The organism is Bacillus halotolerans (genome assembly GCF_001517105.1).
Taxonomy (GTDB): Bacteria; Bacillota; Bacilli; order Bacillales; family Bacillaceae; genus Bacillus; species Bacillus halotolerans.
In genome coordinates this window covers 273,466-296,065 of sequence record NZ_LPVF01000009.1, presented here as the reverse complement: position 1 = coordinate 296,065, position 22,600 = coordinate 273,466, and the positions used below count along the sequence as shown (strand labels likewise).

22 protein-coding genes and 1 pseudogene are annotated in these 22,600 nt (G+C 44.6%); 19 read left to right on the top strand and 4 right to left on the bottom strand.

Annotated elements, in window-relative coordinates:
- Window positions 1-147 precede the first annotated feature (147 nt).
- Window positions 148-270 carry a hypothetical protein gene (locus AU387_RS21585; protein WP_063623044.1) on the top strand — a complete coding sequence of 41 codons (123 nt, stop codon included), beginning with the start codon at window positions 148-150 and terminating at the stop codon, window positions 268-270.
- Window positions 271-311: 41 nt separating this feature from the next.
- Here AU387_RS21585 and AU387_RS09180 read toward each other — a convergent pair whose 3' ends face one another.
- The gene (locus AU387_RS09180; protein WP_024122334.1) at window positions 312-962 is read right to left on the bottom strand and encodes a phosphotransferase; all 651 of its coding nucleotides are present in this window, start codon (window positions 960-962) and stop codon (window positions 312-314) included.
- A gap of 237 nt (window positions 963-1,199) precedes the next feature.
- On the opposite strand from AU387_RS09180, the gene iolG reads away from it, so the two are divergent.
- The 9 genes from iolG (at window position 1,200) to yajC (ending at window position 8,665) form a co-directional block, all read left to right on the top strand.
- The gene (iolG, locus tag AU387_RS09175) at window positions 1,200-2,225 is read left to right on the top strand and encodes an inositol 2-dehydrogenase (protein WP_059335518.1); all 1,026 of its coding nucleotides are present in this window, start codon (window positions 1,200-1,202) and stop codon (window positions 2,223-2,225) included.
- 82 nt (window positions 2,226-2,307) lie between these two features.
- The gene (locus tag AU387_RS09170; RefSeq protein WP_059335517.1) at window positions 2,308-3,615 is read left to right on the top strand and encodes an MFS transporter; all 1,308 of its coding nucleotides are present in this window, start codon (window positions 2,308-2,310) and stop codon (window positions 3,613-3,615) included.
- Window positions 3,616-3,662: 47 nt separating this feature from the next.
- Window positions 3,663-4,172: an intercompartmental signaling factor BofC gene (locus AU387_RS09165; RefSeq protein WP_044154215.1), complete on the top strand. Its 510-nt coding sequence runs from the start codon at window positions 3,663-3,665 to the stop codon at window positions 4,170-4,172.
- Window positions 4,173-4,310: 138 nt separating this feature from the next.
- On the top strand, window positions 4,311-4,916 hold the full coding sequence (ruvA, locus tag AU387_RS09160) for a Holliday junction branch migration protein RuvA (protein ID WP_044154216.1): 606 nt from the start codon (window positions 4,311-4,313) through the stop codon (window positions 4,914-4,916).
- Window positions 4,917-4,926: 10 nt separating this feature from the next.
- Window positions 4,927-5,931, top strand: coding sequence for a Holliday junction branch migration DNA helicase RuvB (gene ruvB / locus AU387_RS09155; RefSeq protein WP_059335516.1), 1,005 nt, complete (start codon window positions 4,927-4,929; stop codon window positions 5,929-5,931).
- Window positions 5,924-6,124, top strand: coding sequence for a DUF2905 domain-containing protein (locus AU387_RS09150; RefSeq protein WP_003222669.1), 201 nt, complete (start codon window positions 5,924-5,926; stop codon window positions 6,122-6,124). The genes ruvB and AU387_RS09150 overlap by 8 nt, the downstream gene beginning before the upstream one ends.
- A gap of 26 nt (window positions 6,125-6,150) precedes the next feature.
- Complete coding sequence (gene queA, locus AU387_RS09145; RefSeq protein WP_059335515.1) at window positions 6,151-7,179, top strand: tRNA preQ1(34) S-adenosylmethionine ribosyltransferase-isomerase QueA; 1,029 nt, start codon at window positions 6,151-6,153, stop codon at window positions 7,177-7,179.
- A gap of 26 nt (window positions 7,180-7,205) precedes the next feature.
- Window positions 7,206-8,351: a tRNA guanosine(34) transglycosylase Tgt gene (gene tgt / locus AU387_RS09140; RefSeq protein ID WP_059335514.1), complete on the top strand. Its 1,146-nt coding sequence runs from the start codon at window positions 7,206-7,208 to the stop codon at window positions 8,349-8,351.
- A gap of 47 nt (window positions 8,352-8,398) precedes the next feature.
- Complete coding sequence (gene yajC / locus AU387_RS09135) at window positions 8,399-8,665, top strand: preprotein translocase subunit YajC (RefSeq protein WP_024122325.1); 267 nt, start codon at window positions 8,399-8,401, stop codon at window positions 8,663-8,665.
- A gap of 57 nt (window positions 8,666-8,722) precedes the next feature.
- On the opposite strand, the pseudogene AU387_RS09130 reads toward yajC, so the two are convergent.
- Window positions 8,723-9,105, bottom strand: a pseudogene (locus AU387_RS09130) (TIGR04086 family membrane protein).
- 196 nt (window positions 9,106-9,301) lie between these two features.
- Between AU387_RS09130 and AU387_RS09125 the strand changes: the two are divergent.
- Window positions 9,302-9,958 (top strand): DUF421 domain-containing protein, encoded by a 657-nt coding sequence (locus AU387_RS09125; protein WP_024122323.1) that lies wholly within the window; start codon window positions 9,302-9,304, stop codon window positions 9,956-9,958.
- Between the two features lie 3 nt (window positions 9,959-9,961).
- Here the strand turns inward: AU387_RS09125 and spoVB are convergent, their stop codons facing one another.
- On the bottom strand, window positions 9,962-11,518 hold the full coding sequence (gene spoVB / locus AU387_RS09120) for a stage V sporulation protein B (protein WP_059335513.1): 1,557 nt from the start codon (window positions 11,516-11,518) through the stop codon (window positions 9,962-9,964).
- 115 nt (window positions 11,519-11,633) lie between these two features.
- On the opposite strand from spoVB, the gene AU387_RS09115 reads away from it, so the two are divergent.
- From AU387_RS09115 to dtd, 8 genes are all read left to right on the top strand, one after another.
- Window positions 11,634-11,930, top strand: coding sequence for a post-transcriptional regulator (locus tag AU387_RS09115; protein ID WP_059335512.1), 297 nt, complete (start codon window positions 11,634-11,636; stop codon window positions 11,928-11,930).
- Window positions 11,931-11,967: 37 nt separating this feature from the next.
- The gene (gene secDF / locus AU387_RS09110; protein WP_059335511.1) at window positions 11,968-14,181 is read left to right on the top strand and encodes a protein translocase subunit SecDF; all 2,214 of its coding nucleotides are present in this window, start codon (window positions 11,968-11,970) and stop codon (window positions 14,179-14,181) included.
- 159 nt (window positions 14,182-14,340) lie between these two features.
- Window positions 14,341-14,838: a cation:proton antiporter regulatory subunit gene (locus AU387_RS09105; protein WP_044154248.1), complete on the top strand. Its 498-nt coding sequence runs from the start codon at window positions 14,341-14,343 to the stop codon at window positions 14,836-14,838.
- A gap of 76 nt (window positions 14,839-14,914) precedes the next feature.
- A complete protein-coding gene (locus tag AU387_RS09100; protein ID WP_024122318.1) occupies window positions 14,915-15,250 on the top strand; it encodes a LapA family protein in 336 nt (111 codons plus the stop codon).
- Between the two features lie 66 nt (window positions 15,251-15,316).
- Window positions 15,317-17,677 (top strand): single-stranded-DNA-specific exonuclease RecJ, encoded by a 2,361-nt coding sequence (gene recJ, locus AU387_RS09095; RefSeq protein WP_059335510.1) that lies wholly within the window; start codon window positions 15,317-15,319, stop codon window positions 17,675-17,677.
- Window positions 17,678-17,682: 5 nt separating this feature from the next.
- Window positions 17,683-18,195 (top strand): adenine phosphoribosyltransferase, encoded by a 513-nt coding sequence (locus AU387_RS09090; protein WP_059335509.1) that lies wholly within the window; start codon window positions 17,683-17,685, stop codon window positions 18,193-18,195.
- 167 nt (window positions 18,196-18,362) lie between these two features.
- Window positions 18,363-20,567: a GTP diphosphokinase gene (gene relA, locus AU387_RS09085; RefSeq protein WP_059335508.1), complete on the top strand. Its 2,205-nt coding sequence runs from the start codon at window positions 18,363-18,365 to the stop codon at window positions 20,565-20,567.
- A 12-nt stretch (window positions 20,568-20,579) separates the two neighbouring features.
- Window positions 20,580-21,020, top strand: a complete 441-nt coding sequence (dtd, locus tag AU387_RS09080) for a D-aminoacyl-tRNA deacylase (RefSeq protein ID WP_059293508.1) — start codon at window positions 20,580-20,582, stop codon at window positions 21,018-21,020.
- 25 nt (window positions 21,021-21,045) lie between these two features.
- Here the strand turns inward: dtd and AU387_RS09075 are convergent, their stop codons facing one another.
- Window positions 21,046-22,599, bottom strand: a complete 1,554-nt coding sequence (locus AU387_RS09075) for an N-acetylmuramoyl-L-alanine amidase family protein (protein ID WP_059335507.1) — start codon at window positions 22,597-22,599, stop codon at window positions 21,046-21,048.
- Window position 22,600: the final 1 nt, after the last annotated feature.

The following is a 22,600-nucleotide window of genomic DNA, read 5'->3' as shown; positions in this document are numbered from 1 at the left end:
TACTGCGTGTTTTGATGTGACTATCTCCCTTTTTTCTCTCATTTTACCACATCACGGATTTTATACGATCTTTACATTTCTTTAAAATTTCCTCAATAAAGCGCAGGTATGATAAAAGAAAATAGATAAAGGGTGGAGGAGACAGAAATGGAAAACACATATTGTCATTCCAGCGAAAAGAACTCAGAAGCGGTTTATTTGAGTGTGAGAGGGTATCGCATCAAGCTGTCGCCTGAACAAATGAAATTAATTTCTGCTGTCAGAAAGTAAAAATAAAATGATAAAGGCAGCCGCTTATGCGGCTGCCTTTTTTATGAAGAATATTTTCTTTTCCGTTGTGCAAAGTGCTTCTGAAACCAATCTTTTTTATATAAAAAAGCAATAACCTCAAGCCAAAAGCCCGGGATTTTTTTCGGGAAAATCGGCTTTTTATAAAGCGTATGATACGCCGTTTTTAAATCGTCCCACTGCGTGCACGTTTTCGTTTGTTCAAATCTCGCAACATCAATAACCCGCACTGCTCCGGATTCTGTCAGAATCAGATTGCGCAAATGAATGTCTGACGGGTTGAGGCCGGCTGCACGGGCGTCAGAAAGTGCGTCCTCTACCTGCTGAATCATATCGTCGCTGATCGCGATGCCTTTTTTCAGGCAGTTGTAAAAGGTATCGCCTTTAATATATTCCATTAAAATAAATGAATCACCAGTTTCATAAATGTCAGGGTAGAATGCGGATCCGGCTAATTTTTCATAAATCGCTGCTTCTTTGACGGCTGTCGCTTGATACTCCGGAAAAAATACCTTCAGCGCCATTTTCCGGTCACCTTCTGTTATGGCAAACACATAGGCGCTTCGTCCCTTGCCGATCAATGTTAATTCCTCGGGTTTCTCTTTGACTTTATCAAATCTGCTGTTTTGGCGGTATATGACTGAATGGGCCAGTGCCTCTGCTTTTGTCAGCATTTCATTCACCTTCTTTGCTCTATTTTATGCAGTTGTTTATAGGAAAATCCAAAACTGTTCAGGAAAAAGAGCCTAAATATAGTGTATCTGGTCTTGGGAAAGAAGGCTACCTATAAGCTTTGATTGTGATAAAAGAGACATGAAAACGTTTATTCCACTCCTTGAAAAGCGCTTACAAATGGGATACTATTAATTTTAAATAAAGCGCTTTCGTAAACTATCAAGGGGGAACACGCTATGACGAAACAGATGGTGACAGGAATGATCGGTGCAGGGCGCATCGGCAAACTTCATGTTCAAAATATACATCGGATTCCTCATATCAAAATAAAAGCGGTTTCTTATATTTCTGCAAGCTGTTTGCAGGATTGGGCCGCCAGTCACCACATTGAATACATAACCGCTGACTATAGAGATTTATTACTTGATCCTGATATTGACGCTGTATTTATCTGTTCGCCAACAAACACACATGCGCAAATCATCAGAGAAGCGGCTGAGGCGAAAAAACATATTTTTTGTGAAAAACCAATCAGTTTTTCTCCCGATGAAACGAAGGAGGCACTTGCGGCCGTGCGGAAACATGGGGTTAAGCTGCAAGTCGGATTTAACCGCCGTTTCGACCCTCATTTTAAGAAAATCAAAACCATTGTCTCAAATGGTGAAATCGGCACGCCTCATTTATTAAAAATTACGTCACGGGACCCTGAACCCCCAAATGTGGATTATGTCCGCACATCAGGCGGCTTATTTATCGATATGTCGATTCACGATTTTGATATGGCGAGATACATCATGGGAAGTGAAGTGACGGAAGTGTATGCAAAAGGAGCGGCTTTGGTGAATCCGTCCTTTGCAGAGCTGGGGGACATTGATACGGCTGTCATTACCTTGACATTTGCAAACGGTGCCATGGGTGTGATAGACAACAGCCGTCAAGCTGTGTACGGATATGACCAGCGGGTCGAGGTTTTCGGCACGAAAGGCTCGGCAGCAGCGGACAACAGCAGGCCGACGACGGTAGAAGTGTCAACGGCTGACTTTGTCATGAAGGATAAACCGCATTTCTTTTTTCTTGAACGCTATAAGGAAGCCTATACAGAAGAGATTCTTCAGTTTGCAGATGCGATCAAAACCGATCGGGAGACTGCCTGCACCGGCGATGACGGCTTTCAGGCGGAACGAATAGCAAGGGCGGCTCAGCAGTCGCTCGCTTTAGGCATGCCTGTCAGCATTGAACATACTGAGAAAATTGTTTTTTAATATTCAGATAAAGGGATTACAATACAGCAAGCTTGGGTATATACATTCCATTGATACTTTATAAAAGTAGGCGGTGGAAATCATGAATACAGCACATGCTAAAGGAAATGGTTTAAACAAAATCGGAATCCCTTCTCACATGCTTTGGGGTTATATTGGTGTGGTCATCTTTATGGTTGGAGACGGACTTGAGCAAGGATGGCTGTCTCCTTTTCTTGTTGATCACGGTCTCAGTATGCAGCAATCTGCTTCGCTGTTTACGGTGTATGGCATTGCTGTCACGATTTCGGCTTGGCTATCAGGAACCTTTGTCCAGACTTGGGGGCCAAGAAAGACGATGACGGTCGGTTTACTTGCTTTTATCCTCGGTTCGGTTGCTTTTATCGGCTGGGCGATTCCTCATATGTACTATCCGGCTCTCTTGGGCAGCTACGCGCTCAGGGGCTTGGGGTACCCGCTGTTTGCATACTCGTTTCTTGTATGGGTATCATACAGCACCTCTCAGCAAATCCTTGGTAAAGCCGTCGGCTGGTTTTGGTTTATGTTTACGTGCGGCCTGAACGTGCTTGGACCGTTTTATTCGAGCTATGCGGTTCCGGCGATTGGAGAAATTAATACGCTTTGGAGCGCTTTACTATTTGTGGCAGCAGGCGGAGTTCTCGCACTGTTTTTTAATAAAGATAAATTTATGCCTGCACATAAACAAGATCAGCCGAAATGGAAAGAGCTGTCGAAGGCGTTTACAATTATGTTTGAAAATCCTAAAGTCGGCATCGGCGGCGTAGTCAAGACAATTAATGCTCTCGGACAATTCGGATTTGCCATATTTCTTCCGACCTATTTGGCGCGTTACGGCTATTCTGTTTCAGAATGGCTGCAAATCTGGGGGACGCTGTTTTTTGTCAACATTGTATTTAACATCATTTTCGGCGCGGTCGGAGATAAACTGGGCTGGCGCAATACTGTCATGTGGTTTGGCGGAGTCGGCTGCGGCATTTTCACACTGGCGCTCTATTACACGCCGCAATTGATTGGGCATCAGTACTGGGTGCTGATGATCATTGCCTGCTGCTACGGTGCGGCACTGGCCGGATATGTTCCATTAAGCGCGCTTTTGCCGACGCTTGCGCCTGATAACAAAGGTGCTGCCATGTCTGTGTTAAATCTGGGATCGGGTCTGTGCGCTTTTATTGCTCCCGGCATCGTGAGCCTTTTTATCGGCCCGCTCGGCGCAGGCGGCGTGATATGGATTTTTGCGGCATTATATTTTCTCAGTGCTTTCATGACACAATTTCTGACGATTTCAGAACGGCACGCCGATATGTATCCAGAGGAACAGCTTGTCAGGAAAAATGTGCAAACAAATTTTGAGGAAACGGTTAAGCAGTAGCCTCTTTGGTCAGACTAGTCATAAACGTGTGCAAAGAGGTGTAAAGGGTGAAACGATTTAGCACTGCGTATCTGTTGCTGGGGATTTTATGCTCAGCCGCAGCTTTTCTAATGGGCGCTCCCCGCGCGTCAGGGTCGGAAGTGGAGCACTATGAACCGCTGCAGGTGCATGTGCAGCTGGAAAAAGTGTATTTGGATGGAGAGGTCAGCATCGAGCATAAGCGTGAAAAGGTGCTGTCCATGGATGACTTTTGGGCGGATTATGCGGGATGGACGCTTGTCGAACATAAAAATGGGTACGTTCTATTTCGGAAGCAGGTGGACGATATTTCTCCGCTCAGCAAGGTGAATGGTTATATCGGCGTTTCTGACAGCGGAGTAATTTCCACCTTTCATGGACGGCCGGAGTCGGATTCTGAACCGATTCAATCTTTTTTTCAAATTGACTTAGAAAGACTGGAGAGCCATATGCAAAAAAATCTCGAAAAAGGCATTCCGTTTCGGACGAAAGCGGAGTTTGAAGATGTCATAGAACATATCAAGACGTACAGCGGGTGACCATTGCTGATTGAAGACATGTGCTCATGTCTTTTTTTTCGTGGAACAATGAATGAGAAGCGAACATATGTTAACTTTTCTTTAAGCCTTTGGCTGTTTTTATGGTACAATGAAGAACAGTCAAAGAGGTGAATTTTCGTGATCGAATTTGTTAAAGGGACGATTGATTATGTATCTCCCCAATATATTGTGATAGAAAACGGCGGCATCGGCTATCAGATTTTTACGCCAAATCCGTTTATATATAAGGAGAGAAGTCAAGAAACCATTTTTACGTACCATCATGTAAGAGAAGATGCGTTTTTACTATACGGCTTTTCAACAAGGGAGGAAAAAGCGCTCTTTACAAAGCTGTTAAATGTGACCGGAATCGGTCCAAAAGGGGCACTCGCCATTTTGGGATCAGGTGACCCGGGAGCGGTCATTCAAGCAATTGAAAATGAAGATGAAGCCTTTTTAGTCAAGTTTCCGGGTGTCGGCAAAAAAACTGCCCGCCAGATTATCCTTGATTTAAAAGGAAAGCTGGCTGACGTCGTGCCTGAAATGATTGAAACTCTGTTCAATCATGAAGAAAGACTTGAAAAACAAACGGCAGAAACGGCGCTTGAAGAAGCACTCGAGGCTCTCAGGGTACTTGGTTATGCCGAAAAAGAAATCAAAAAGGTACTTCCTCACTTAAAAGAGGATATTGGTCTGACAACAGACCAGTACGTAAAAAAAGCATTACAAAAACTATTGAAGTAAGGTGATGTTCATGGATGAACGGCTCGTCTCAAGTGAAGCAGACAACCATGAATCAGTGATAGAGCAAAGCCTGAGGCCTCAGCGCCTGGTTCAATACATCGGGCAGCATAAGGTAAAAGAGAATTTGCGTGTTTTTATAGATGCCGCAAAAATGAGACAGGAAACGCTTGATCATGTTCTTTTATACGGTCCGCCAGGGCTTGGAAAAACGACGCTTGCTTCCATTGTTGCCAACGAAATGGGAGTGGAGTTGCGGACGACTTCGGGACCTGCGATTGAAAGGCCGGGTGATTTGGCTGCGATCTTAACGGCGCTTGAGCCGGGAGATGTATTATTTATCGATGAGATACATAGGCTGCACAGATCGATTGAAGAGGTGCTATATCCGGCAATGGAAGATTTTTGTCTTGATATTGTCATTGGAAAAGGGCCTTCTGCCCGTTCAGTCCGTCTTGATCTTCCGCCTTTTACACTGGTCGGCGCCACGACAAGAGTAGGGCTTTTGACGGCGCCGTTAAGAGATCGATTCGGGGTCATGTCGCGGCTTGAATATTATACACAAGAAGAGCTTGCTGATATTGTTGCGAGAACGGCTGATGTGTTTGAGGTTGAAATTGATCAGCCGTCAGCGCTTGAGATTGCCAGAAGATCAAGAGGAACGCCGCGGGTGGCCAACCGGCTGCTGAGAAGGGTCCGGGATTTTGCACAGGTGTTAGGTGACAGCCGGATTACAGAAGAGATTTCTCAGGACGCTTTGGAGCGGCTTCAAGTCGACCGTCTTGGCTTGGATCACATTGATCACAAGCTGCTGATGGGAATGATCGAAAAATTTAACGGCGGTCCGGTGGGGCTTGATACGATTTCAGCAACGATCGGCGAAGAACCGCATACGATTGAAGATGTGTACGAACCGTATCTTCTGCAAATCGGTTTTATCCAGAGAACGCCGCGGGGAAGGATCGTCACACCGGCCGTTTATCATCATTTTCAAATGGAGGCTCCCCGATATGACTGAATTTCCTAAGATCATTATGATTCTTGGTGCTGTTTTGCTTATTATCGGAGCGGTTTTGCATTTTGTCGGCAAGATGCCGGGAGATATTTTTGTGAAAAAAGGAAATGTGACGTTTTTCTTCCCGGTTGTCACTTGTATTATCATAAGTGTGGTATTATCAATCTTGCTTAATCTTTTCGGCAGAATGAAATAACAAAAGACTAGAATAAAGGTGAAATTATGAAAGTTGATTTATTTGATTTTGAACTTCCGGAACGTTTAATTGCACAGGTGCCATTGGAACAGCGTGACGCTTCAAGGCTGATGGTGCTTGATAAACATACAGGAGAGCTGACAGACAGCTCGTTTAAACAGATTATCAGTTTCTTTAAAGAAGGGGATTGTCTCGTGCTGAACAATACCCGCGTTTTGCCTGCCCGGTTATTCGGAACAAAAGAGGATACGGGGGCAAAAGTAGAACTGCTTTTGCTGAAACAAGAAGCCGGTGACAGGTGGGAAACGCTCGTCAAACCGGCAAAACGGGTAAAAAAAGGAACCGTTGTAACTTTTGGAGACGGAAGATTAAAAGCTGTCTGCACGGAAGAGCTGGAGCATGGCGGCAGAAAAGTTGAGTTCCAATATGACGGTATTTTTTACGAGGTGCTGGAATCACTCGGAGAAATGCCGCTTCCGCCATATATTAAGGAACAGCTTGATGACAGAGAGCGCTACCAAACGGTGTTTTCAAAAGAAATCGGATCTGCCGCTGCGCCTACAGCCGGACTTCATTTCACAGAAGACATTTTAGAGCAGCTGAAGGACAAAGGTGTTCAGATTGAGTTCATCACACTGCATGTTGGTCTCGGAACGTTTCGTCCGGTCAGTGCCGATGAAGTGGAAGAGCATAATATGCATGCAGAGTTTTATCAAATGTCAGAAGAAACGGCCGCGGCTTTAAACAGCGTAAGGGAAAAGGGAGGACGGATTGTTTCTGTCGGCACGACCTCAACCCGCACGCTTGAAACGATTGCCGGTGAACATGATGGGCGATTTAAAGCATCAAGCGGATGGACATCTATTTTTATTTATCCGGGCTATGAATTCAAAGCCATTGACGGAATGATTACAAACTTTCATTTGCCGAAATCATCATTGATTATGTTGGTCAGTGCGCTTGCAGGCAGAGAAAATGTCCTGCGTGCGTATAACCATGCGGTTGAAGAAGAATACCGTTTCTTCAGCTTCGGCGACGCAATGCTGATTATATAAATTGAGAACAGGAGGCCTCATAAAAAGTGGCTGAACAACCAATACGCTATGAATTTATAAAAGAATGCAAACAAACAGGGGCGCGCCTGGGCAGAGTGCATACTCCCCACGGCTCCTTTGAAACGCCTGTTTTTATGCCGGTCGGCACACTGGCGACAGTTAAAACAATGGCGCCTGAAGAGCTGAAGGAAATGGACGCGGGCATCATATTAAGCAACACATATCACCTATGGCTTCGCCCGGGACAGGATATTGTAAAAGAAGCGGGCGGACTCCATAAATTTATGAACTGGGACCGTGCAATTTTAACAGATTCAGGCGGTTTTCAGGTCTTTTCATTAAGCAAGTTTCGTAATATAGAGGAAGAGGGCGTTCACTTCCGCAATCACTTAAATGGAGATAAGCTGTTTTTATCTCCGGAAAAAGCGATGGAGATCCAAAACGCACTCGGCTCTGATATTATGATGGCATTTGACGAATGCCCGCCATATCCGGCAGAATACGATTACATGAAACGGTCAGTTGAGCGGACAAGCCGCTGGGCTGAACGCTGCCTGAATGCCCATGCCCGGCAGGACGAGCAAGGCCTGTTTGGTATTGTTCAGGGGGGAGAATACGAAGATTTGCGTACACAAAGCGCGAAAGACTTGATTTCCCTTGATTTTCCGGGATATGCTATAGGTGGATTGTCCGTTGGTGAACCGAAAGACGTTATGAATCGGGTGCTTGAATTTACGACACCGCTTTTACCGAAGGATAAGCCGAGGTATCTGATGGGAGTTGGTTCTCCGGATGCTCTGATTGACGGAGCGATCCGCGGAGTAGACATGTTTGACTGTGTGCTGCCTACCCGTATTGCACGGAACGGCACGGTGTTTACTGCTGAAGGCCGGCTCAATATGAAAAACGCAAAATTTGAGAGAGACTTCCGTCCAATTGATGAAGAGTGTGATTGCTACACATGTAAAAATTACACACGGGCGTATATCAGACATTTGATTCGCTGCAATGAAACGTTTGGACTCCGATTAACAACTTACCATAACCTTCATTTTCTGTTACACTTAATGGAGCAGGTAAGACAGGCTATTCGCGAGGATCGTCTGGGTGATTTCAGAGAAGAGTTCTTTGAGCGTTACGGCTATAACAAGCCAAATGCGAAAAGCTTCTAATATAAAAAGCCATAATGGCAAGTTTGTTTCAGAAAGGGGGGAAAAAGATGACAGGTACTTTAGGTACATTAGTTCCTATTATTTTAATGTTTGCGGTTCTTTATTTCTTGCTGATCCGTCCGCAGCAGAAGCAGCAAAAAGCTGTGCGTCGAATGCAGGAGGAACTGAAAAAAGGCGATTCAGTCGTGACAATCGGTGGATTGCACGGTACAGTTGACTCTATCGACGAAAGCAAAGTCGTCATTAAGACTGGTGATAACACACGTCTTACTTTCGACCGCCGCGCGATCAGAGAAACTTCTGCTGCTGAATAACAGCAGGAGTTCATACATAGCAAACAAAAAAGAGCGGGTAACCCCCGCTCTTTTTTATTAGGAAGATCTGCTTCCTCTCAAATTCACTCCGAAAATGCCGCCAAGCATACATACGCCTAAAAAGCCAAGATGGAAGAGCAGCTGTTCTGCTGTAAATGTTTTTCCGAATCCCAGATATTGAAACAGTAAAATAATCAAGGAAAAGCTTAAAGCAGTCAATGCCCCAATCAGCCATCCTCTTTCCTTCCCTTTCCCGCCAGATATGAATCCGCCGATAAATAAAGAAATGATACGGCGGTGATCAGCCAGTTGAATGATGATTCTTCAAGCGAGGTTGCTGTCAGTAAAAGTGAAACGGCTAAACTCGTTAGGAGCATGGCTGAAAAAATAGCGATTAAGCCGTAGAGTATGCCTTTTCCAACTTGTTTCGTTTCCTCCATGAATTTCTCCTCCCTGCCTATCTATAAAGGCTTCTGTACTTTTTAAACAAAGCCTCAGACATGCTGATGGCTCGTCTTTGTAAAAATGTATTCCCTCGTTCCGTGAATTAGACGTAAAAGCTTTATGAAATACGATCACTTTTTCTTACATAAATCGTATGTTTTGTTGCATGCTATGATGAGTTGGAGGTGCATGATGGAAGAGCTTCTTACTATAACGTTTCGCACAGTCGTATTATATTTTGTGATCCTGATTATTTTTCGTTTCATGGGCAAGCGGGAGATCGGAGAGCTTAGTATATTAGATCTCGTTGTCTTTATCATGATGGCAGAAATTGCTGTCCTGGCCATAGAAAACGTAGAGGACCATCTGTTTCATACCATTTTGCCAATGCTTGTGCTAATGATGATCCAAGTGACGTTTGCATACATATCCTTAAAAAACCGGAACGTACGTCAGCTTCTTGACGGCAAGCCCACCATTATCATTAAATACGGAAAAATTGACGAAAACGCCATGAAATCACAGCGTTATAATTTTGATGATTTGATGGTTCAGCTAAGAGAAAATAATATCGACAGAGTGGCTGATGTATCATTTGCTATATTAGAGCCGTCAGGCAAACTGACTGTCGTAAAAAAACAAAACAATGATGAACATAGACAGCTGGAGATGCCGCTTATCATTGACGGTGACATTCAAACTGAGAACCTGGCTCGGATCGGCAAAGATAACCAGTGGCTTGAGGAGAATTTATTAAAACAGGGATATACGAATCCTTCAGCTATATCATTTTGTTCGTTTACTGACGGCGAATTTTTTATTGATGAAAAAGATGGGCACCGCACCTGATTTTCAGCGGACGATCAGGCGTCCGATAATAGGGATGCGGCGAAGCTCATCTTTTTTGATTAAACGGAAAACGAGCAGCAAGATGATATAGAAAACAGCGCTTATCGCAATCCATCCGGCAACATTCACAGCCTCCGACTCTCCAAAGGTCACATATTGTTTGACAGCAGAGCTGAGGAACCCGCATATAAAAATAACCGCAAAGCAGAGCACGTACTCTTTTATTTTGATGCTGATCGGCAGCACTTTGCTCACTGTCGCTGCATGCAAAAGGGTGACGAGCACCATGCCCGTTACAATCGCTAATGCAGCACCCATGATGCCGAGAGACGGTCTCGTGGCAAGGACGAAAATAAGGCCTGTTTTTACAAGGGCTCCGATCAAGCTGTTCATCATTGCAGCACCTGCCAAATTGAGCGCCTGCAGCACAGCCTGAAGCGGACCCTGAAAATAATAAAGCAGAAAAAACGGAGCCATGACTTTTATAAACACAGCTGCGCCTGAGGACCCATACATCACGCTCATCAGCTCATCCGCAAATACATATAAAATCACAACTGAAATGCCCCCGCTAAGCAGGCACAGCCTCATGGCCTGCTCCAATCGGTATTCAACCACCTGAAGTTTTTTCTGTTCCATTCCTTCACTTATCGCAGGAACAAGCGCGGTCGACAAAGAATATGTAATAAAGCTGGGCAGAGTCAGCAGCGTCATGGCAAAGCCGGTCAGTTCCCCGTATTGCTTTGTAGCCGCAACTGTCGCCACTCCGGCAATTGCAAGGCTTTGCGCGACAACAATGGGTTCAAAAAACCAAGACAGGTTGCCGATAAAACGGCTGCCGGTTGTAGGAAGTGAGACGCTCATTAATTGAGATAAAGTTTCTTTTCCATTTTTAATCGATTGAAAAAAATGTTTTCTGATTTTCATTGTCTTTTTGAATTTGAAACAAATGAATAAATAAACGAGTGATGCCAGCTCTCCTGCAACTGAAGAAAGCATGGCTCCCGCTGCGGCATATTCAATTCCGTAAGGGAGAAAAATCGTCGTACATACAGCCACGAGAGAAATGCGGACGACCTGTTCTAGGACTTGTGAAACGGCAAGCGGGTTCATATTTTGTTTTCCTTGAAAATACCCTCTCAGCACACTGGATATGGCGATAATCGGCACGACCGGAGTAATGGCCAAGAGGGGGTACAGCGTCCTCTGATCTGTCAGCATGGTTTCCGCCATTATCGGAGCGAAAAATAAAAACAGCGGTGTGAAAATCAGGCTGAGAATCCCAGTGATGGTAAGAGACATGACTAAAATATTTTTCGTTTTTTGATGATCTCCGCGTGCGCTGGCTTCAGCGACAAGCTTACTGATCGCGACGGGAAGACCGAATTGAGTTAATGTAGTGGCTAAGAAAAAGGTAGGAGCCGCCATCATATAGAGCCCTACCCCTTCTTCACCGATAAAACGGGCGATGACCACCCGGTTGACAAAGCCGAGCATTCTTGTGACCATCCCTGCTGCGATAAGGATAAGAGTGCCCTTTAAAAACGTCTGTTTCGCCATTTTTACCCCCTGCCTTCTCAAACTACCTGGAATCATATACAATAAAGATATGCGTATATATCGTCCAAGCATGACAAGTCTTCTTGAAAAACAATAAAAAAGGAGCGTGGAATTCGTGGATAAGCATCCAGCCGATCTGTATAAAGACCACGTAAGGCCGTTTCTTTACAGCAAACTGGAAGAGTTTAAGATTCTGGGATATGCTGATGTTGAGCTCGATAGTTTGTGGTCATACTTAAAAAACAAGAAGTGGAAAAAGAAATCGGAGCTGCACATCTATGAACTGACAAGGGATATTTTATCAGTGAAAATTGGAGAATTTATGAACTATGCAACTGTTGAGTCATTTAAAACGTCTAATTGGCTGGGCAGTGAAGAAGGTCAGGAAGCATTGGAAGAACTACTGAGGTAGCAGTTGATCTGCATAGGTTTAAGGGAGGATATACATAATGAAAAAAGGACGCTTGATTGCGTTTTTCCTTTTCGTTCTATTGATTGGCACGGGGCTGGGCTACTTTACAAAGCCTGCTGCAAGCAATATTACGTTAGGATTGGATTTGCAAGGCGGATTTGAGGTGCTGTATGACGTACAGCCCGTAAAAAAAGGTGACAAAATCACAAAAGACGTTCTGGTCAGCACAGTAGAGGCTTTGAACCGCAGGGCGAATGTCCTCGGTGTAAGTGAACCGAACATCCAAATTGAAGGAAATAACCGGATTCGTGTTCAGCTCGCTGGTGTGACAAACCAAAACAGAGCGCGGGAAATTTTGGCGACTGAGGCTCAGCTTTCTTTCAGAGATGCAAATGATAAAGAATTGCTGAATGGTGCGGATCTCGTCGAAAACGGCGCACAACAAACTTATGATAGTACAACAAATGAACCGATTGTCACTATCAAATTGAAAGACGCTGATAAATTCGGAGAAGTGACAAAAAAGGTCATGAATATGGCGCCAAACAACCAGCTTGTTATTTGGCTGGATTACGAAAAAGGCGACTCTTATAAAAAAGAAGTTCAGAAAGAGAACCCTAAATATGTTTCCGCTCCGAATGTAAGCCAGGAATTAAACACAAAAGATGTAAAAATCGAAGGGCATTTCAAAGTCCAGGAAGCGAAAGATTTAGCCAGCATTTTAAATGCCGGGGCGCTGCCTGTTAAACTGACTGAAAAATACTCAACATCAGTAGGCGCACAATTTGGACAGCAGGCGCTGCATGATACGGTGTTTGCAGGTATTATCGGAATAGCTATTATTTTCCTATTTATGCTTTTCTATTACCGCCTGCCAGGATTGATTGCGGTGATTACGCTATCAGTTTATGTATACATTACGCTCCAGATTTTTGACTGGATGAACGCTGTTCTCACTCTTCCGGGAATAGCCGCACTCATTTTAGGCGTCGGGATGGCTGTAGATGCCAACATCATCACCTATGAGCGGATTAAGGAAGAGCTTAAGCTAGGAAAATCTGTCCGTTCTGCCTTCCGCTCAGGAAACAGACGGTCATTTGCGACGATTTTTGACGCGAATATTACAACCATTATTGCAGCGGTTGTGCTCTTTGTCTTTGGGACAAGCTCTGTTAAAGGGTTTGCGACAATGCTGATTCTGTCGATTCTGACAAGCTTTATTACCGCAGTCTTCTTATCAAGATTTCTGCTCTCGCTTCTTGTGGAAAGCAGATGGTTAGACCGGAAAAAAGGCTGGTTTGGCGTCAAAAAGAAACATATTGTGGACATCCAGGACACAGATGAAAATACAGAACCGTATACGCCGTTCCAAAAATGGGATTTTACGAGCAAACGAAAATTTTTCTTTATTTTCTCAAGTGCAGTTACCGTTGCCGGGATTATTATTTTGCTTGTATTTAAGCTGAATCTGGGCATTGACTTTGCGAGCGGCGCACGGATTGAAGTGCAAAGTGACCATAAGCTCACGACAGAGCAGGTGGAGAAGGACTTTGCATCACTTGGCATGGAACCTGACACGGTTGTCTTGTCAGGCGAAAAGAGCAATATTGGTGTTGCCCGCTTTGTAGGAGTGCCTGATAAAGAAACCATTGCAAAAGTGAAAGATTACTTTAAAGACAAGTACGGATCCGAGCCGAATGTCAGCACGGTGTCACCTACTGTTGGTAAAGAGCTGGCGAGAAACGCATTGTACGCAGTGGCCATTGCTTCAATCGGAATCATTATTTACGTTTCCATCCGATTCGAGTACAAAATGGCGGTTGCTGCGATTGTTTCACTGCTTTATGATGCTTTCTTTATCATCACATTTTTCAGCATTACAAGGCTGGAGGTAGATGTTACCTTTATTGCGGCCGTCCTGACGATTGTCGGTTATTCGATTAACGATACAATCGTTACATTTGACAGGGTTCGCGAGCATATGAAAAAACGCAAGCCGAAAACGTTTGCCGATTTGAGCCATATTGTAAACCTAAGCTTGCAGCAAACCTTTACTAGATCCATTAATACTGTATTAACTGTAGTGATTGTTGTTATAACACTGCTGATCTTTGGGGCATCTTCTATTACAAACTTCTCAATCGCTCTATTGGTTGGGCTGTTAACAGGTGTTTATTCATCCCTCTACATTGCCGCGCAAATTTGGCTTGTTTGGAAAGGGAAAGAACTAAAAAAAGGTACGGAACAATAGAGTAACTGTCAGGCTGTCCATTATGGGCAGCCTGATTTTTTGGCGTTTGATTGATCTTAAAATAGACATTTGCTATAATGACATACGCTTACAATTAAACATATAAATGGTGTGAAGAGGATTTGTGACAGGTTTTCATATATGTGGGAGGGTTTGGGTATGAAGGTTCGCGAGTCGGAGCTGCCGGGTATCGGGCAAAAAGTTGAGATTGTCACCAGAAACCAAGATAAAATATCAATTATCATCCATGACGATGGCAGAAGAGAGCTGTATTATTTTGACGAAAATGATCATGAAGAATGTGTGACATCCGTACAGTTTGATGATGCGGAAGCGAGGCAGATTTCTGCGATTCTGGGCGGGATGGCATATAAACCGAAAGCATTAGAAACCGTGGAAGTGGCTCTTGACGATTTGATCATAGAATGGTTTAAAGCAGAAGCAGGAGCACCAGCCGTTCACAAGACAATCGGTGATTTGGACGTGCGGCAGGAATATCAAGCGACAGTCATCGCTATATTAAAGAAGAATCAGCAAAAGCAATTGAATCCAGGATCTGAAACAGTGATAGAAGAAGGAGATACACTCGTCATCTCTGGAGAGAGAGACGGACTGAAGAGGCTGATCCGAGAAAAATTAACCGCACTGGGGGCTTGACCTCGCGTCAAGCCATGTTTAAAACCAATGTGAATAGGGAAACTAACCTCAATAAATGAAGTTTGGGGGTAATCGAATGAACAAACAATGGACGATCATATTTGCACTTATTTTTACGTTGCTTGTCGCTGTTTTCGCAGTAATTAATGTAAGATCCGTAGAAGTTGATTACCTGTTTGGCAGATCAGAGTGGCCGCTTATTCTAGTCATTTTAGGTTCAGTACTGATGGGGGCGCTGATCGTTTTTTCTGCCGGAATTTTTCAAGTCATGAAATTAAAGAGAGAAATAAAAGCGTTGCGGAAAGAAACCAAAACCGCACAGGATGTGATACATAACCAAGAGGATGCTCATTTGAATGATGTTCAAGCCGACACACAGGATGCATCCGCCATTATTGAGAAAAAAGACTAGTTTTCGAATTATATTTGAAACCCCTCAGCATGCTCTAGTATAATAGGGTGGTTGAGGGGTGAATTTATGTTAGCGTCAAAAATGCGATGGGAAATCCAGCGACCAGATCAGGAAAAGGTCAAATCACTCACAGAACAATTGGACATAACACCTCTTGTTGCGTCGCTGCTTGTAAAAAGAGGCTTTGATACGGCAGAAAACGCGAGGCTGTTTTTACATACAAAGGATACCGAATTCTATGATCCCTATGAGATGAAGGGGATGAAAGAAGCGGTAGAACGAATAAAACAGGCGATTTCACAACAAGAACAGATTATGATATATGGCGATTATGACGCCGATGGAGTTACCAGTACGTCAGTGATGCTGCACACTTTGCAAAAGCTGTCGGCGCAAGTTGATTTTTATATACCTGACCGGTTTAAAGAAGGCTACGGCCCTAATGAACAGGCGTTTCGTTCAATTAAAGAACGAGGCTCCTCACTCATTATTACGGTTGATACGGGGATTGCCGCTGTCCATGAAGCGAAGGTAGCAAAGGAACTTGGCTTAGATGTCATCATTACCGACCACCATGAGCCTGGACCAGAGCTTCCGGATGTTCATGCGATCGTTCACCCGAAGCAGCCTGGCTGCACCTATCCTTTTAAGGGGCTTGCAGGAGTGGGCGTGGCGTTTAAGCTTGCCCACGCATTATTGGGCGAATTGCCAGATGAACTTCTTGACCTGGCGGCAATCGGAACCATTGCCGATCTAGTTCCGCTGCATGATGAAAACAGATTAATTGCAACATTAGGTCTCGAAAAGCTCCGGCGGACGAACCGGCTTGGCTTAAAAGAACTGATTAAGCTCTCAGGCGGAGAAATCGGTGAAGCGAACGAAGAAACCGTCGGATTTCAGCTCGCACCGAGACTGAATGCAGTCGGAAGAATTGAACAGGCCGATCCTGCTGTTCATTTGCTTATGTCAGAGGACCCGTTTGAAGCGGAAGAGCTTGCCGCTGAAATCGATCAGCTTAATAAAGAACGGCAAAAGATGGTCAGCAAAATGACGGATGAAGCGATTGAAATGGTTGAACAAGAAGGGCTTAATCAAACTGCGATTGTCGTGGCAAAAGCAGGGTGGAATCCCGGAGTCGTCGGAATTGTAGCTTCAAAGCTTGTAGACCGTTTCTACCGCCCGGCCATTGTCCTTGGAATTGATGAAGAAAAAGGGATCGCCAAAGGTTCGGCACGAAGCATCAGGGGATTTAATTTGTTTGAAAGCCTTTCTGAATGCAGAGATATTCTTCCGCACTTTGGAGGCCATCCAATGGCGGCTGGCATGACGCTGAATGCCGAAGATGTGCCGGAATTGCGGAACAGGCTGAATGAGATAGCTGACAATACGCTTACAGAAGAAGATTTTATTCCTGTACAGGAAGTAGACCTCGTATGCAGCGTGGAGGACATTACGGTTGAAAGCATCACAGAGATGAATCTGCTTTCTCCCTTCGGCATGCTGAATCCGAAACCGCATGTGATGGTAGAAAACGCAGTGCTGGAAGATGTCCGCAAAATCGGGGCGAATAAAAATCATGTCAAAATGACGATTAGAAACGATTCATCCCAGCTTGACTGCGTCGGTTTTAATAAAGGCGAGCTTGAGGAAAGTATTGTACCCGGTTCAAAAATTTCGATTGTTGGTGAAATGTCGATCAATGAATGGAATAACAGAAAAAAACCGCAGCTGATGATCAAGGATGCGGCTGTTGCTGAATGGCAGCTGTTTGACTTAAGAGGAAAACGCACGTGGAAAGATACGGTTTCCGCCCTTCCGTCTGATAAACGAGTCATTGTCTCCTTCAAAGAAGAAACTACAACGCTTCTTCAGTCTGAAGATCTTCGCCATGACGTGCACGTTATCAGTTCTGAAGACCAAGCGAAGGCATATGAACTTGACGGTGCATATATTGTATTACTGGATTCTCCGCCTTCGCTGGACATGCTCGCACGTTTGCTGGAAGGCAAAGCGCCTGAGCGGATTTACTTCATCTTTCTCAATCATGAGGAACACTTTTTATCATCTTTTCCGGCAAGAGACCACTTTAAATGGTATTATGCATTCTTGCTGAAAAGAGGCGCTTTTGACTTGAAAAAACACGGTTCAGAGCTTGCGAGGCATAAAGGCTGGTCCGTTGAAACAATCAATTTCATGACAAAGGTGTTTTTTGATCTCGGTTTTGTTAAAATAGAGAATGGTGTGCTGTCTGTGATAAGCGGAGCGAAAAAACGCGATTTAACGGACTCACAAACATATCAAGCAAAACAGCAGCTGATGGAGCTGGATCAAAAGCTGAATTATTCTGCGGCTGAAGAGCTGAAGGAATGGCTGAATAAGCTGATGAAACAAGATTCAGAGGCTTATGAAAGTACGAGGAGGACATAAAACAGATGGATTTAAAACAATACGTAACAATTGTACCCGATTACCCGAAAGAGGGCGTGCAATTTAAAGATATTACGACACTGATGGATAAAGGCGATGTCTATCGCTATGCAACAGATCAAATTGTTGAATATGCGAAAGAAAAACAAATTGATTTGGTTGTCGGCCCGGAGGCGCGCGGCTTTATTATCGGCTGTCCGGTTGCCTACGCGCTCGGCGTCGGTTTTGCACCGGTTCGCAAAGAAGGCAAATTGCCGCGCGAGGTCATCAAAGTGGATTACGGTTTGGAGTATGGCAAAGACGTATTAACGATCCGCAAAGATGCGATTTTGCCAGGCCAGCGTGTGCTTATTACAGATGACCTGCTTGCGACAGGCGGCACCATTGAAGCTACAATCAAACTAGTTGAGGAGCTTGGCGGCATTGTAGCTGGTATCGCTTTCTTAATCGAGCTTTCTTACCTTGACGGCAGAAATAAACTTGATAATTATGACATCTTAACACTAATGAAATACTAAAGATAACCTCATAAAGGAAAAAGCACTCGATACAGGGTGCTTTTTTCCTATTGTTTTGCATTTATTTAATATATTATTTGGTGATTTGAACTTCTGCTCTTTACATCTATCGTTTTTTTCTTGATAATAAACTACAATACAGTTTACATTTTAAAAAAGGTGATTCCATGGCGAACGAACAAGTATTGACTGCCGAGCAAGTTATTGATAAAGCGCGCAGTTATCTATCCGATGAGCATATCGCATTTGTCGAAAAAGCATACCTGTACGCTGAAGATGCTCATCGCGAGCAATACCGCAAATCAGGTGAGCCTTACATTATTCATCCGATTCAGGTTGCGGGAATTCTCGTTGATCTTGAAATGGATCCATCCACAATCGCGGGCGGATTTCTGCATGATGTAGTGGAGGATACTGATGTGACGCTTGATGACCTGAAGGAAGCATTCTCCGAGGAAGTGGCAATGCTTGTGGACGGTGTAACGAAGCTCGGTAAAATTAAATATAAATCTCAAGAGGAACAGCAGGCGGAAAATCATCGCAAAATGTTTGTCGCTATGGCTCAAGATATCCGGGTCATACTGATCAAGCTGGCGGATCGTCTTCACAATATGCGGACGCTGAAACATCTTCCCCAAGAAAAACAGCGCAGAATTTCTAATGAAACGCTGGAAATTTTTGCTCCTTTGGCTCATCGCCTCGGGATTTCAAAGATTAAATGGGAACTGGAAGATACGGCGCTCCGTTATTTGAATCCTCAGCAATATTACAGAATTGTCAACCTCATGAAGAAAAAACGCGCAGAACGCGAGCTTTATGTCGACGAGGTTGTCAATGAGGTGAAAAAACGTGTCGAAGAAGTCAACATCAAGGCTGACTTCTCAGGCCGGCCGAAACATATTTACAGTATCTATAGAAAAATGGTGCTGCAAAATAAGCAATTCAATGAAATTTATGATCTGCTTGCTGTCCGGATTCTCGTGAACAGCATAAAGGACTGCTACGCGGTGCTCGGTATTATTCATACCTGCTGGAAGCCGATGCCCGGCAGGTTCAAAGATTATATCGCAATGCCGAAGCCGAACATGTATCAATCGCTTCATACAACAGTTATAGGGCCTAAAGGCGACCCGCTGGAAGTGCAGATCCGCACCTTCGAAATGCATGAAATCGCGGAATACGGGGTTGCGGCTCACTGGGCTTATAAAGAAGGAAAAGCAGCGAGTGAAAGTGCAACATTTGAGAAAAAGCTTTCATGGTTCCGCGAAATTTTGGAATTCCAAAATGAATCAACAGATGCCGAAGAATTTATGGAATCGCTCAAAATCGATTTGTTCTCGGATATGGTGTACGTCTTTACGCCAAAAGGAGATGTCATCGAGCTTCCGTCCGGTTCTGTCCCGATTGATTTCTCTTACCGGATACACTCTGAAATCGGCAATAAAACAATCGGTGCGAAGGTCAACGGAAAAATGGTGATCCTTGACCATAAGCTCCGGACTGGTGATATCGTTGAAATTCTTACGTCCAAGCATTCCTATGGACCGAGTCAGGATTGGGTGAAGCTTGCTCAAACTTCACAGGCGAAGCATAAGATCCGTCAATTCTTTAAGAAACAGCGGCGTGAAGAAAATGTCGAAAAAGGCCGTGAGTTGGTAGAAAAAGAAATTAAAAATCTGGACTTTGAAGTAAAGGACGTCTTGACACCGGAGAACATCCAAAAAGTGGCTGATAAATTTAATTTCTCAAATGAAGAAGACATGTACGCAGCGGTCGGCTACAATGGCATCACAGCCCTGCAGGTGGCGAACCGGCTGACGGAAAAAGAAAGAAAACAGCGCGATCAGGAAGAACAAGAAAAAATTGTCCAGGATGTCGCTGCGGAGCCTAAACCGTATCCGCAAGGAAGAAAGCGGGAAGCTGGCGTTCGCGTCAAGGGGATCGACAATCTTCTTGTGCGTTTATCGAAATGCTGCAATCCTGTGCCTGGTGACCATATTGTCGGTTTCATTACAAAAGGCAGAGGGGTTTCCGTCCATCGCGACGACTGTCCGAATGTCAAAACGAATGAAGCACAGGAGCGGCTGATCCCTGTAGAGTGGGAACATGAGTCACAGGTGCAAAAACGCAAGGAATACAATGTTGAGATCGAGATTCTTGGGTATGACCGCCGCGGATTGCTTAACGAGGTGCTTCAGGCAGTGAATGAAACGAAAACAAATATTTCTTCTGTCTCTGGCAAATCGGATCGCAACAAAGTGGCAACCATTCATATGGCTATTTTTATTCAGAATATCAATCATCTGCATAAAGTCGTCGAGCGCATTAAGCAAATAAGGGATATATATTCTGTGCGCCGCGTCATGAATTAAAGGAGTCACAAAATGAAAATAGTCGTTCAGCGAGTAACAGAAGCAAGTGTAACCGTTGATGGAGATGTGATCGGCCAAATTGGACAAGGCATTATGGTCCTGGTCGGCATCACTCACGATGATACAGAAGAGGACGCCGCTTACTTAGCGGATAAAATGGTGAATCTTCGCATTTTCGATGACAGCGATGGAAAAATGAATTTGTCGCTTCTGGACACAGGCGGAGAGATTTTGTCTGTTTCACAGTTTACGCTTTACGGAGATACGAGAAAAGGACGGCGCCCCAACTACATGAACGCCGCAAAACCTGATAAGGCTTTGGGCCTTTATGAAAAATGGAATGACTTGCTTCGTGAAAAAGGAATCAAAGTGGAAACAGGTAAATTCGGCGCCATGATGGATGTAAAGCTCACTAACTCCGGACCGGTTACTTTGATTATGGATTCAAAATAAAAAAGCTGCCAAAAGGCAGCTTTTTTTATTGGAAATATTTCTCCAATCCGCTCTCAATTCCGTCTGTTACTTTTTCTTGATATGAATTGCTATGTACTATGGCTTCTTCCTGCGGATGGCTTACATAACCTAGCTCGTACAGCATAGCGGGCTGTTTGTTTTCACGGAGCACATAATAATCTCCGAACAGTACGCCGCGGTCAGGAATTGAAGATCGCTTAACCACTTCAGAGTGTACATCTGATGCCAGTTCCTGATCCTTTGCAGGACTGTAGTAATAAGCTGTGCTTCCCCTTGTAGAAGTATCCGCAAAGCTGTCGTAATGAATGCTGATGAAGGCGTCTGCGTTGCGGTAGTGAGACGTCGAGACTCGTGACTGTAAGCTGACAAATGTATCATCCTGCCGTGTCACATACACGTCTGCTCCTGCTGATCTAAGTTTGCTAGCCAGCAGTTTCGCCGTTTTGATCGTTAGTTTTTTCTCGAATTGGCCTGAATAGCCGATCGTTCCGCTGTCTTTTCCTCCATGCCCCGGATCGACAACAATCGCTTTGTTTTTCAGCGACCCGCTTCCGGAAGCGGAATCAGCGACAGGCGGCTCTCCGGATTCTTCAGCGCTTTTAGACGTCTGTACCACCCAGTTGGCGACATAAGCGGTCTGCCCATTGTCAAGTTTTACTTCATACCAGCTGCCCTTTGCTCCGGTAATGGAGTACGCATCGCCTTTGGCTGCGCGTTTAACGATTGAAGCTGACGTTGAGGCATCGCTTCTTAAATTCGTTCCTCCGTATACGATATAGGCTTTTTTTGTACTGTCTGAACTGCTGACATCAGCTGAATCTCCAGCTGGGTCAGAACTGGTCACAATGTAATGGCTTGCGACCCAGCCTTTTAGCCCATTCACTTTAATATGGAGCCAGCCGTTTTTCTCTTCGAGGATTGTAAGCTTCGTTCCTCGTGAAAGTTTTGTTATAATCGCTGCATCATGTGAGGCGGACCCTCTGACATTCAGTGAAGAAACGCCAACCGTGCCCGTTGTTGAACCAGATGATTCTGTCTGATCACTTTCCTCAGACGCTGAACTGCCGCTGCCTGAAGTGACGTATTCGGAAGATACCCATCCGGTGGAATTTCGATATGATATCTTGATCCAGCCGGAATCCTTGTCAATCACTGCGGCTTGGCTGCTCTGCGGGAATTTGCCGATGACTTCGTATGAAGTACCAGGGCCTGTTCTCATCCGTAAATCGGGATCTGTTGATGTAACAGTTTCACTGCTGTCTGTAGAGCTTGTGCCTGACTGTTTTTCCTTAGTAATAAGCCAGGAGACAACCCACCCTTTATCTCCGGAACCAAGCTGTATTTGCACCCAGTCTCCGTCTTCCTTCAAGATGGGGTAGCGTTCTCCTTTTTTCACCTCCGCCATGATGCCGTAGCTAAGCCCCGGACCGCTTCTGACGTTCATTTCATCTGTTGCGATGACCGCTTCTCCCTGAGCGGCTGTAACGGCAGAAAAAGGCGGGAAAAGCGCCCCGGCGACGATAATACATACAATAAGGACAAAGTGTTTCTTGCTCATT

Excerpts from the sequence above, each read along its gene's own strand:
- AU387_RS21585 (WP_063623044.1), top strand. The coding sequence starts at position 148 with ATGGAAAACACATATTGTCATTCCAGCGAAAAGAACTCAGAAGCGGTT.
- AU387_RS09150 (WP_003222669.1), top strand. The coding sequence starts at position 5,924 with ATGACTGAATTTCCTAAGATCATTATGATTCTTGGTGCTGTTTTGCTT.
- AU387_RS09125 (WP_024122323.1), top strand. The coding sequence starts at position 9,302 with ATGGAAGAGCTTCTTACTATAACGTTTCGCACAGTCGTATTATATTTT.
- AU387_RS09075 (WP_059335507.1), bottom strand. The coding sequence starts at position 22,599 with ATGAGCAAGAAACACTTTGTCCTTATTGTATGTATTATCGTCGCCGGG.
- AU387_RS09100 (WP_024122318.1), top strand. The coding sequence starts at position 14,915 with ATGAACAAACAATGGACGATCATATTTGCACTTATTTTTACGTTGCTT.
- iolG (WP_059335518.1), top strand. The coding sequence starts at position 1,200 with ATGACGAAACAGATGGTGACAGGAATGATCGGTGCAGGGCGCATCGGC.
- relA (WP_059335508.1), top strand. The coding sequence starts at position 18,363 with ATGGCGAACGAACAAGTATTGACTGCCGAGCAAGTTATTGATAAAGCG.
- recJ (WP_059335510.1), top strand. The coding sequence starts at position 15,317 with ATGTTAGCGTCAAAAATGCGATGGGAAATCCAGCGACCAGATCAGGAA.
- AU387_RS09180 (WP_024122334.1), bottom strand. The coding sequence starts at position 962 with ATGCTGACAAAAGCAGAGGCACTGGCCCATTCAGTCATATACCGCCAA.
- AU387_RS09090 (WP_059335509.1), top strand. The coding sequence starts at position 17,683 with ATGGATTTAAAACAATACGTAACAATTGTACCCGATTACCCGAAAGAG.
- AU387_RS09170 (WP_059335517.1), top strand. The coding sequence starts at position 2,308 with ATGAATACAGCACATGCTAAAGGAAATGGTTTAAACAAAATCGGAATC.
- ruvB (WP_059335516.1), top strand. The coding sequence starts at position 4,927 with ATGGATGAACGGCTCGTCTCAAGTGAAGCAGACAACCATGAATCAGTG.
- spoVB (WP_059335513.1), bottom strand. The coding sequence starts at position 11,518 with ATGGCGAAACAGACGTTTTTAAAGGGCACTCTTATCCTTATCGCAGCA.
- secDF (WP_059335511.1), top strand. The coding sequence starts at position 11,968 with ATGAAAAAAGGACGCTTGATTGCGTTTTTCCTTTTCGTTCTATTGATT.
- dtd (WP_059293508.1), top strand. The coding sequence starts at position 20,580 with ATGAAAATAGTCGTTCAGCGAGTAACAGAAGCAAGTGTAACCGTTGAT.
- yajC (WP_024122325.1), top strand. The coding sequence starts at position 8,399 with ATGACAGGTACTTTAGGTACATTAGTTCCTATTATTTTAATGTTTGCG.
- AU387_RS09105 (WP_044154248.1), top strand. The coding sequence starts at position 14,341 with ATGAAGGTTCGCGAGTCGGAGCTGCCGGGTATCGGGCAAAAAGTTGAG.
- queA (WP_059335515.1), top strand. The coding sequence starts at position 6,151 with ATGAAAGTTGATTTATTTGATTTTGAACTTCCGGAACGTTTAATTGCA.